Source organism: Sinobaca sp. H24 (assembly GCF_023845525.1).
This window is the reverse complement of sequence record NZ_JALBWT010000029.1, coordinates 52,147-63,668: the sequence shown is the minus strand read 5'-3', so window position 1 is coordinate 63,668 and position 11,522 is coordinate 52,147. Positions and strand designations below refer to the sequence as shown.

Here is an 11,522-nt window from a genome sequence, read left to right as displayed (position 1 = left end):
CATTTTTTTGGGCTTTTCTTTTATATTTGAATATACACGCTGCTGCCTTCCACCTGCACAGAATAGGAATGGGTGCAGCCCACATCGGGTGCCTGGGCTTTTCCATCTACTGTGCTTATTTTCCAGTCATGAAGCGGGCAGAATACATAGTCTCCGCTGACAATTCCCTGGGAAAGGGGGCCGCCTTTATGGGGGCAGCTGTTGCGGATTGCCCTGATTTTATCTGAGTTCGTTTTAAAAAAGGCAATTGATTCTCCATTAACAAATATTTCTTTAGGGATGCCTTTGGTAAATTCTTCTACGTCCGCTACATATACCGCTGTTGTTTCGGTTGTTTCAGCCATGGCCCCGCTCCTTTTTGTTTATTGAAGAACTTCTACTTTTTTCTGCTCAAACAGCTCTTCCCGCTTCTTCTCATTGCTCGTAATCGACTTCCACGGATCTTCCGGAAGAGCTTCCAACGCTGTATCCATACGCGCAATCAGTGCTTTGCGCTCTTCTTTATTATCTAAAATAACGGATTTTACATGCTCCAGGCCTACGCGCCCGATCCAATGCGACGTTCTTTCCAGATATCTGGCGTTTTCCCGGTAGTACTGCAGGTAGGCGCTGATCGTATCGATTACTTCTTCGGTTGTCTGCACTTTCGTAAGCAGCTCGCCGCCTTTTAAATCCACGCCGCCGTTGCCGCCTGCATACAGCTCCCAGGCACCTTCCACCCCGACAATTCCCAGGTCTTTAATTCCGGACTCCGCGCAGTTTCTCGGGCAGGCCGATACTGCCATTTTTACTTTATGCGGAGTGTTCAGCCGGTCGTATTTCTTTTCAATGGCGATGCCCAGGCCGATCGAGTCCTGGGTGCCGAAACGGCAGAAATCTTCTCCTACGCATGTTTTCACTGTGCGAAGCGATTTGGCATAGGCGTAACCGGAAGGCATATTCAAGTCTTCCCAGACTGAGGGCAGATCCGCCTTTGGAATACCCAGCATATCAATTCGCTGCCCGCCGGTTAATTTCAGCAGGGGCACATCGTACTTGTCGGCCACCTCTGCAATTTTCCGGAGCTGATCCGGATTGGTTACCCCTCCGTACATTCTTGGCACGACCGAATAAGTACCGTCGTTTTGAATGTTGGCGTGCATTCTTTCGTTTACAAAACGGGACGAGGGGTCATCTTCATATTCTTTTGGATGGGCTACGCCTAAATAGTAATTGATCGCCGGCCGGCATTTGGAACAGCCTTCCGATGTTTTCCAGTGGAGTACATTCATGACTTCTCTCGTCAGCGTAAGCTGTTTGGTCCTAATCTCTTCCCCGACTTCTTCGTGCGTAAGGTCGGTACAGCCGCACATTGGCTCTTCCTGCAGACCTTCTCCTGCCTCATCTCCGAGCGTGTGGGCGAGCAGGTCGGCTACAAGCGGCTTGCACCCTCCACATGACCGGGCGGCATTTGTATGCTTTTTTACTTCTTCCACTGAGGTTAATCCATCTTTTTGAATGGCTTCCACAATATCGCCTTTACAGACCCCGTTACAGCCGCAGATGGTTTCGAACGGCTCCATTGCAGCAGTCAGGCTTTCTACTTCTCCGCCTTCCTGTTCTGAGGGAAGAATAATGGTTTTCCCAAGGCCGGTAATGTCCTGGCCTTTTTTCATCATTTCAAGCAGTCTCGGCGAATCCGCGGTCTCTCCGTAGAGAACCGCTCCTACTACGCGGTTGTCACGTACGACCACTTTTTTGTATATGCCTTCAAATTCATCGTGCACGCGGATTGCTTTCGTATCCTCTTCATCCTGAAATGTGCCCGCAGAAAACACATCCACACCGGATACCTTCAGCTGCGTATACGTGAGCGACCCCTGATAACCGGTGCCGGTACGCGCTTTTGCACAGATTCGTTCAGCCAGCACCTTTCCCTGCTCATAAAGTGGAGCCACCAGGCCGTAGGCAATACCGTTGTGCTCGGCGCATTCGCCTACCGCATATATGTCTTTAACGCTTGTTTCCATATGATCATTAACGAGAATAGCACGATTCGTATCGATCCCTGAAGCCCCTGCTAATACGGCGTTAGGTCGGATACCGACGGCCATGACGACCAGATCGGCTTCCAGCGTGGAACCATCTTTAAATTTCAGTCCCTCCACCCGTTTTTTTCCCAGTATCTTTTCTGTGTCTTTCGCCATATGAAACCGCATGCCCTGTGCTTCCAAATCATTCTTCAGCATTCGGGATGCCGGCTCATCAAGCTGGCGCTCCATCAGATAGCTGCTGTTATGTACGACTTCAGTTTCCATATCCAGATTCAACAGGCCGCGGGCTGCTTCCAGACCAAGCAGTCCTCCTCCAATAACGACCGCTCTTCTATATTTTTTAGAGGCACTGATCATTTCTTCTGTGTCTTTAATATCCCGGAAGGCAATGACCCCTTCTTTATCTGCACCAGGTAAAGGCAGCATAAACGCATTGGACCCCGTTGCAATAATTAAATGGTCATACGGACATTCACGGCCCTGTCTGCTCCGTACAACTTTTTTCTTTTTATCAATTTCCTCCGCTTCATCTCCTGCATAAAGGGTAATATTCTTTTCTTCATACCAGTCATAGTCGTTCAAAATAATTTCATTGATGTCGCTGTCTCCCTGCAGCACTTTGGAGAGCAGAATACGATTATAATTTGGGTACGGTTCTTTTCCGAAAATGGTAATAGTAAAGCGATTCGGTTCTTTTTTTTTTCCTCAATCGTTCGAATACCGGCCATTCCGTTCCCTATTAAGACAATATTCTCTTTACGCATGCTGTACGACACTCCTTTGAATGATATAACTCAGATGATTTCGGCTAGAGCAGGCTTATCAGCAGACAATGAAATCCATTTTTCAAAACTTCCAGCTTCCGGGAGACAGGTTACATACTGTGCTCCTGCCTGCTTTAACGAATCAGCGGCGCTTCTGGAACAGCAGTAGAAAGTAAGTTTATCTTCTATTAAGTCTCCCGGAAGAGATTCCAGACAGTCAGCGGCGGAAGCCAGGTCCGGCACGATGATATGAGACGCATGGCCGACCATGGTTAAATGGCTGAAAGCCGTTTTTTCCCGGTTTCCCCATTTGCGGCTCCCTGTATACACTTCCGCTCCCAGGCTTTCCCATTCCTTTTGAAATTTTTCTGTTTCCGGAGTGGCATGATGAATAATGCATCCTTCTCCAGTTAGCGGCCCCTTCTCTATCCACTGCAGCTTGTGATGAAGTACAGCTACTTCTCCTACAATAATGATGGAAGGGTTTGCCATTTTTTGATCCGCCGCTTTTCTTTCGATATCAGCAAGCGTTCCTATTATTTCCCGCTGTCTGCCGCAGGTCCCCCATTCAACGACAAGCACCGGGGTACCTTCGTTTTTTCCATGGCTGATCAGTTCAGAAGCGATGAAAGGAAGGTTTTTCATTCCCATATAAAAGACGATCGTTTCCATTCCTTTCGCGAGGCCTGCCCAGTCTGCCTCCGGCTTCCCGGACTTCTCTTTGCTGTGCCCTGTCACAATAGCAAGGGACCTGGCATGGTCCCGATGCGTAAGCGGCACTCCTGCATAGAGCGAAGCAGCGCTGGCAGCAGTTACACCCGGAATCATTTCATAGGCAACTTTATGACTGCGGAGCATTTCCGCCTCTTCCCCAACTCTTCCGAATATACCCGGATCGCCGCCCTTCAGCCGGACGACCCTTTTTCCCTTCTTTGCCTGAATCAGCAGCTCTGTTTGAATATCCTGCTGCCGCAGCGTATGCTCGCACGGTTTTTTTCCACAGTAGATAAATTTCGCTTCCGGATCAGCTTCCAAAAGCAGGGCGGGATGGACCAGCCTGTCAAATACCACAACGTCAGCCCGCTGAAGAGCTTTCAATCCCTTGATTGTCAACAGCTCCGGATCTCCTGGACCGGCTCCTACAAAACAAACGACACCTGGTTTCATTTCGTTTCACTCCTGCTTTTCTTTATAATTATGTATTGTATAGAAAGAAGCTGGGAATTTCTGCAACAGCGAAAGATAATCTAACACACTTTATTATGCATATTAAATACATATTAAATAACAGAAAAAACCCGCTCCTTAAAAGAAGCGGGTTGAAGTCGTGATTATTTTTGAGCCAGCTGCCTAAGACGTTGTGCTGCCTCTTTCGGATCTATTGCCCGGCTGATAGCAGAAATCAGCGATACCCCGTCAGCTCCAGCCCTCATGATGCTTTTCACATTTTTCTCTGTAATGCCGCCGATGCCTACAATCGGAAGGGTAATACCAAATTTCCGTAAGTCCTGTATGCCTTCCGGACCGATAGGCTCATCGGCATCATCCTTTGATGTAGTGGCGTACATAGGTCCTGTTCCAATATAATCGGCCTCGTCCTGTACAGCTTTTTCGGCTTCCTTCAGTGTTTTTGCCGACACGCCTACAATCATATGGGCCGGTAGTTTCTTTTTTACACTAGAAGCGGGCTCATCCCCCTGGCCAATGTGAACGCCGTCCGCCCCGATCTTTACAGCAAGATCGACATCATCGTTTACAATAAACGGAATGCTGCGGCTTCGGCATACAGCAAGCAGTTCACGAGCCAGCTCTTCTTTTTGTTCTGCCGTTTTTGAAGCCGGTCCTTTTTCACGAAACTGAAAGCAGGTAATCCCGCCCGCGACCGCCTGCTCGAGTACTTCAGCAGGATTTTTATCCGTATCCTGGCTGCCCATAATAAAATAAAGCAGCAGTGTTTCTTTATTCATAAGTGCCTTTCAATGCTTCTTTTTTTAGTGTCAGCTGCTGTCTGATATCCATATCCCCTACATGGTACAGGGCGTTCAGCAGCTCTACCTGAAACGTGCCGGGTCCTCTCATCGAAGCAAATCCGCCGGCTTTTTCAGCCGCTACCCCGTAGTAGCCGAGCGCTGCGGCTGCGCCGTATGCCACATCGTCCGTCACCGTCAGAAAAGAACCGATCAGGGAGCTTAGCAGACAGCCGGATCCGGTCACTCTTGTCATCATCGAATGGCCATTATGGATGCGGTACATATCTTTTCCATCCGTTACAGCGTCAACCGCTCCGGTAACCACGATAGGAAGCTTCAGTGCCTGAAAAGCACGTTCTGCCGTTTCTGCTGTTCCTGACTGGGAGGATCCTGAGTCGACTCCGCGTGTGCTGCTTTCAAGTCCTGCGACAGCGGCAATTTCTCCTGCATTGCCGCGGATAAGGGAAATATCTATTTCTTTTAGAAGCCGGCGCGCTGTATCCGTGCGGTAGGCTGTAGCACCGGCCCCTACCGGATCCAGCACTACCGGAATGCCTTTTTTGTTTGCCGCTGCTCCAGCAAGAAGCATTGACTCCACCTGTAATTGGTTCAGCGTTCCAATATTAAGCACAAGCGCATCTGCGGCAGCCGCCATATCTGCGGCTTCTTCTTTTGCATTCGCCATCACAGGCGACGCACCGGCCGCTAAAAGGCCGTTTGCCGTAAAGTTTGTTACGACTACGTTTGTAATGTTATGAATAAGAGGCTTTGCTGTCCGCATTTCATGCAGAACTTTATATACTTTTTTTCCTTCAGAATGCATCATGTTCTCTTTCCCTCCAGGTCATTTCATTTATTTCTCTAAAAATCGTCCCCAGTGATTAACCGGTCCGCTGCCGTGTCCGATATTGAGCGGATGGCTGATCGCTTTTGTAATAAATTCCTTAGCCAGCTCACATGATTTGATGACGGGAATGCCTTTCGCCCGATTGGCAGCAATAGCCGCAGAGAATGTACATCCCGTCCCGTGCGTATGCTTTGTATCAAATCGATCCGCTGTCAGATGAATAAACTCTTTCTTATAATATAACACATCAATGGCCGTATCTTTGGCGTGTCCACCCTTTACAACAGCAGCCCCGGCTCCCATCTCATCGACCAGCAGACGGGCTGCTTTTTCAGCCTCTTTTATCGTAGATACGTTTACGCCGGTAAGCTTTTCGGCTTCTTCCATATTAGGAGTCACGACTTCTGCTATAGGCAGCAGCCGGTTAATCATCAGCTCTGTCGTTTCTTTATCCATTAACGAGTCACCGCTTGTCGCGACCATCACCGGGTCTACAATAATCGGCAGATTTTCCCGTTCCAGCCGGTCCGTGATGCTTTCAATCATAGATGGCAGAGCGATCATGCCGGTTTTTACCGCCTGAGGCCGGATATCTTCGAGTACTGCTTCCAGCTGTTTTAGAATGGCTTCATTTTCCATATGCCAAACGTCTTTGACCCCTACGGTATTCTGGGCAACGACGCTTGTAATAACCGCCATTCCATAAGCCCCGACCTCCTGAAATGTTTTTAAGTCGGCATGAATGCCTGCGCCTCCAGTAGGGTCTGTTCCCGCTATCGATAATACTTTTGGTATTTCCGCCATGATTTGTTCCTCCGTTTTTAGGTGTACTCACCACATCCGGGACAGCTTTTACTTTTCTGCTCTCCCCATATAAAAAAGCCGCCCCTTGAAAGGAGCGGCTTTTGCTGACTATGCCAGCCTGATAAAAACGCACGCTCCACTTTCCTACGCTGGCTTTACCCAGATCAGGTTCAGAGGGACAAAGGAATTTCCTTATCTCAGCATATGCGCCCCTAGTGGTTGTCTTTATTTCATGTTACGGGAGAGAAAGCTTTATTGTCAATTAATCATTTATTTCTCCCTGCTTCTGCCGCTTTTTTTCGCGTTTCTGTTCTTTCTTTGCCTTTTTTTCTTCTTTTCTCATTTTACGGAAATTTTTATCCATAAAGCTGTACAGTACTGGAATAACAAACAACGTCAGGAAAGTGCTGCTGACCAGCCCGCCGATAACGGCAATACCCATCGGCTGCTGAATTTCCGCTCCTTCCCCGATGCCGAGTGATAAAGGAACGACGCCAAGAATCGTTGTCACGGCTGTCATAAGAATAGGACGGGTTCTCTGTTTAACAGATTCCACAATAGCTTCTTTGGAAGCCATGCCTTTTTCTTTCTGCTGATTAATATAGTCTACCAGTACAATCGCATTGTTCACGACAATACCAGCCAGAACGATAAGCCCGATAAAGACGGTAACGCTTAGAGGAGTCTGCGTGATGGCAAGCGCAATGCTTACTCCTATGACCACGAGCGGTACGCTGAACATAACGATAAATGGATATTTGAAAGATTCAAACTGGCCGGCCATGACTAAATAAATAAACAGCAGGCCGAGAATAAAGGCAAATATCATACTGTCGAGCGCGTCATCCAGCAGTTCCTGCTCTCCCGAATAGGCTAGAGAGGTACTGTCTGCCATATCATTGCTTTCATATATATCCGTTACTAAATTAGATGCCTCATTCAATGTGGTATTCGAACTGTAGGCGGCTGTTATTTCCACGCTGCGCTGCTGATCATCACGGTTAATAACGGCGGGCCCGCTGCCTTCTTCAATGTCAGCTACTTCCCCGAGTTCAATATACTCGCCTTCCTGATTGGCAATCAGCAGCGTTTCTAAATCTTCTGCTGTTTCCAGTTCTCCGGTTTCATATTGAACCACCACATCGTACGTTGTGCTCCCCGGCGTCTGGATCGTTGTTGCCGTCTGGCCGCGGGTTGCATTATCCACGCTCTCTGCGATCTGGGCGGCAGCAAGACCATTGTCTCGTGCATTTTCTTCATCCACAGAGATCTGCAGTTCCGGCGCAGTATCTTCATCTGATGTCGATATTTCCCGTATATCTTCCGAATCTCTCAGCTCTGAGATCATATACTCTTTAGACTCATCGAGTGTATTTACATTCTGATCGCTGATCGTAAAGACAACCGTATTTGCTTCCCCTCCGCCTATAGCGGTCTGGCTGGAAAGGGAAATATCAGCATCCGGCTCTACGTCGATGACTTCATCTTCTATCTGTTCAATAAAGTCGATGGTACTTGCTTCTCTGTCTTCCATAGGCTGCATGGTGACCATCACCTGCGCTTCATTAGAACCTGATGGTCCTCCTGATGCGGCACCGCCGTCACCCGAAGAGCCGATCATTGTTAAGTAGCTGTCTACAGCACCCTCTTCATTTAAAATAGCTTCAATGTCTTCAGTAATAGCGGTCGTTGTTTCCAGATTGGTGCCGTATTCTGTTTCCACATCGATCGAGAAAAAGCCCTGATCGCTTGCAGGAAGAAAGTTAACGCCTGTCGTAGCAAGACCGGCACCGCCCGCAATAAGAAATAATAAGGTGATAAACAGCGTAAGAAAACGATGCTTCAGCGACCATTTGCTCGCTCTTTCCAGACGCTTCATATAACGGGAGTTCTGTCTTTTTTCTTCTATATCTTCTTTAGGGGCTTTCAGGATGCGGCTGGCCATCATCGGTACAACGGTAACAGCCACAAACAAGGAAGCAATTAAGCTGAAGGACACCGCCAGTGCAAACTCGGTGAAAATATTTCCGACAATACCGGATACAAAGATAATCGGCAGAAAGACGGAAACGGTCGTCAGCGTCGATGCCGTAATCGCACCCCCAACTTCTTTTGTTCCTTCGGAGGCCGCCTTCCTCGGCGTTTTTCCCATCGACAAATGCCGGTAAATATTCTCAATTACAACAATGGCGTTGTCGACGAGCATTCCAATGCCAAGCGCAAGTCCGCCGAGAGTCATCAAGTTCAGTCCGACATCCGTAAAATATAAAAACCCAAACGTCACGATAACGGAAAATGGTATCGCCACTCCAATAATCAGCGGAGTCTTTAAGTTACGAAGAAAGAAAAACAGCACAAGCATCGCAAACACACCGCCCGTAATAAGAGCTGTAGTCACGCTGTTGATCGACTGCTGGATGTAATCCCCTTCATCGTAGAATGTCGTAAAATTCAGGCTGCTGTACTGATCTTCTTCGAGCAGTGTATCGAGTTCACTGTTGAATGCTTCTGATACCGTTGCCGCATTTGCATCCGTTTCCTTCATTAAGTTAAGCTGCATAGCCGGCTCTTGATTTGTTCTTGTTATAGCATTTCTTTCTTCAGGAGCAAGGGCTACTTCCGCCACGTCCGACAAAAACAGCTCATCTCCTGTTTGAGGATCAATGGTCACAAACAGCTCTTCTAAGTCTTCCTGAGCTTCTATTTCCTTTAATACTCTTGTCGTGAGGGTTCTTTCTCCTGACTCCACCGTTCCTCCCGGAAGCGACACATTGTTGGACTGTATCACATTAACGATGTCTTCCTGGGTAATCTGATATTCTTCAAGCTGCGCCTGATCCAGGTTAATTTCATACCGTTCCGTCACCCGGCCCGATTCATCAACGTTGGCCACCCCTTCCACACGTTCCAGTTCTGTGCGGATAGAAGCCAGGTCATCCTGAAAGTCTATTACCTCCATATCATCAGAAGTGACAGCGATCTGCGCCATGCCAAACATGGAAGGATCAAATTTCAGAAAAGAAGGATCCGTCGCATCATCTGGAAGCGGGGCATCCCCCATCGAGCTGATAACATCCTGCTCTACATCATCAATAGCCGTCTCCCAGGAGAATTCCAGAAGGATTAAAGCAGAGCCTTCTTCAGAGGTCGAGGTAATATTATTCAGGCCGGGAAGCGTGGATAGCTGCTCCTCAAGCGGAATCGTCACACTTTCCTCCACTTCTTCCGGACTCGCACCCGGGTAGCTTGTTACAACAGCTGCAACTGGAGGGTCAATTTCCGGAAAAAGCTGGAGAGGCAGATTGGTTAATGATACCGCTCCCAGTAAAATAAAAAGAATCATTCCTACAATAGTCAGTTTCGGCCTGCGAATGGATAAATCAGTAATTTTCACGTACACCGTTCCTCCTCTTACGCCTGCACCCTTCTCAGCGCTTCACTTTGACACTCTCCAGTGCCTCAGACTGCCGGGCAGAAGCATTTTATACCATGTGTTCCAGTTTTTATATGTGTATTATTATTCTGCCGGTTAAAGAATGGAATAGTTGTTGTATGTAAGAATATAAATAGTTAAGCAGCTTAACTATTTAATAAACTAAAGCAACCACAGCAGAGAGTCAATTAATCTATCTCCATTTCACAAAGAATTCATCTAATTAATATTTTCATGCAAAAAGAGCAGCAAATGCTGCTCAGTCTGTTGAAAAAAATCAAAAATACATATTTTTATACAAAAGCCTGCAAAAAAGAACTCTTTGCGCAGGAACATTTCTTACTCTTCAGTTTCTTTTATCAGCTTATCCAGTTTTTTTAATGTCTGGTCGATTTGTTCAATTTCTTCTTTTTTCAATTGGCTGATATAATCCTGGATAATCGATTCTTCAAAAAGCCGGAATTCCTCCTGGAGCCGTTCTCCCTGGGGACCAAGCTTGATAATCATTTCCCGGCGGTTTTCCTCATTAATGAGCCGGATCAGAAGCTCTTCTTTTTCAAGACGGTTTAATGCCTGGCTGACTGCGCTCTTCGAAATGTTTAAATAATAGGCCAGGTTTGAAATAGAGACGTTCTCATCCTGGACAAGCCTCATCATCATTGCTTCCTGCCTTGTGGTCAGCTGAAGTTTTTGAAGCAGTGGAAGCTTCGGCTGCAGGTTTCTTGAAATGCTTTCTAGTGACTTTATCGTACTGTGCAGTATTTCTTTATATTCTTCATATGCCATTTGCTTCTCACCCCTGGCTGCTGCGTTACCGCAGTACCGCTTTTTTCAATCCTTTGTTCAGCAGAGCTCCAATTGCCCCGCTGAATTCTCCATTTTCCAGAAAATAAGCCTTCTTCCCACGAAGCTCCGTGTACTGGGTCATAATGGACTGCAGTGTATTGTGATTGGAAAAGGTAGTTCCTATATAAATAACAGCGTCCGTCCCTATCCGGTCAGCTGCCTGTACGCTCATCGTCGTAATGGTTTCACCGATCATCCGTACAACGGTCGCGATGTAGTCTTCTTTATTATGGGTACCCTGTTTCATTTGAGCAAGATCTCCAAAGTTGCTTGCCGTCAAGTCCCCGGAAATGGGCGGGGGTTCATGAGAATAAATATCCCCGACCGTGACGTTTAACTTTCTGCCGTCTCCCTGCTCTCCGAGAGTCAAAATCCTGTCGAATTCATCTTCCCCCGTTAACAAATAAGATAAGCCGAGCAGCGTGCCTCCACCCATTCCGCTTCCCCCGATCCGCTCATAGGAGTCCTGGTCAACCATATGAATAGATGTTCCGGTCCCGACATTAGCTACGATAAAACGATCTCCTGTTTTATTAATCAAACCGCTTCTTTCCAGCTGCCATTTGACTCCTTCACAGGTGGCTTCAAATTCATTAATTTTCTTTGCGGCAAAAGGCAGTTCTTTCATCAGCGCCCCCGCCTTTCCCCCCGTTACCTGTACGTACGGATCATCAAAGGTTTCTTTAAACCAGTCGTGCAGTTCGTGGAATTTCGATGTGGCGATTTTTTTGTATCCCCAGTCATTCCCTTTCGCATACACAATTTTGGAAAGAGTGCCCCCTCCATCGATTCCTATATATTGATCACTCATGTATTCAGCTTCTC

Annotated in this window: 8 protein-coding genes, 1 pseudogene and 1 riboswitch; all 9 genes and pseudogenes read right to left on the bottom strand. The window is 47.3% G+C overall.

Features of this window, described 5'->3' with window-relative positions; all coding sequences use genetic code 11:
* Positions 1–20: 20 nt before the first annotated feature.
* The 9 genes and pseudogenes from nirD to coaW all read right to left on the bottom strand — a co-directional run bounded on the left by nirD (position 21) and on the right by coaW (position 11,508).
* Positions 21–344, bottom strand: coding sequence for a nitrite reductase small subunit NirD (nirD, locus tag MMY81_RS25180; protein ID WP_120192747.1), 324 nt, complete (start codon positions 342–344; stop codon positions 21–23).
* 18 nt (positions 345–362) lie between these two features.
* Positions 363–2,797 (bottom strand): annotated as a pseudogene (gene nirB / locus MMY81_RS25175) (nitrite reductase large subunit NirB).
* Positions 2,798–2,827: 30 nt separating this feature from the next.
* On the bottom strand, positions 2,828–3,964 hold the full coding sequence (gene cobA / locus MMY81_RS25170) for a uroporphyrinogen-III C-methyltransferase (protein ID WP_120192749.1): 1,137 nt from the start codon (positions 3,962–3,964) through the stop codon (positions 2,828–2,830).
* A 164-nt stretch (positions 3,965–4,128) separates the two neighbouring features.
* Positions 4,129–4,764, bottom strand: a complete 636-nt coding sequence (gene thiE / locus MMY81_RS25165; RefSeq protein ID WP_252314977.1) for a thiamine phosphate synthase — start codon at positions 4,762–4,764, stop codon at positions 4,129–4,131.
* Complete coding sequence (thiM, locus tag MMY81_RS25160; RefSeq protein WP_374562791.1) at positions 4,757–5,590, bottom strand: hydroxyethylthiazole kinase; 834 nt, start codon at positions 5,588–5,590, stop codon at positions 4,757–4,759. Before thiM ends, thiE begins: the two co-directional genes overlap by 8 nt.
* Before the next feature lie 30 nt (positions 5,591–5,620).
* A complete protein-coding gene (gene thiD, locus MMY81_RS25155) occupies positions 5,621–6,418 on the bottom strand; it encodes a bifunctional hydroxymethylpyrimidine kinase/phosphomethylpyrimidine kinase (RefSeq protein WP_120192752.1) in 798 nt (265 codons plus the stop codon).
* A gap of 124 nt (positions 6,419–6,542) precedes the next feature.
* Positions 6,543–6,642: riboswitch (TPP riboswitch) on the bottom strand.
* A gap of 38 nt (positions 6,643–6,680) precedes the next feature.
* Positions 6,681–9,812, bottom strand: coding sequence for an efflux RND transporter permease subunit (locus tag MMY81_RS25150; RefSeq protein WP_252314975.1), 3,132 nt, complete (start codon positions 9,810–9,812; stop codon positions 6,681–6,683).
* A gap of 378 nt (positions 9,813–10,190) precedes the next feature.
* On the bottom strand, positions 10,191–10,637 hold the full coding sequence (locus tag MMY81_RS25145; protein ID WP_120192754.1) for a MarR family winged helix-turn-helix transcriptional regulator: 447 nt from the start codon (positions 10,635–10,637) through the stop codon (positions 10,191–10,193).
* A gap of 25 nt (positions 10,638–10,662) precedes the next feature.
* Positions 10,663–11,508, bottom strand: a complete 846-nt coding sequence (gene coaW / locus MMY81_RS25140) for a type II pantothenate kinase (protein WP_170146870.1) — start codon at positions 11,506–11,508, stop codon at positions 10,663–10,665.
* Between the last annotated feature and the right edge of the window lie 14 nt (positions 11,509–11,522).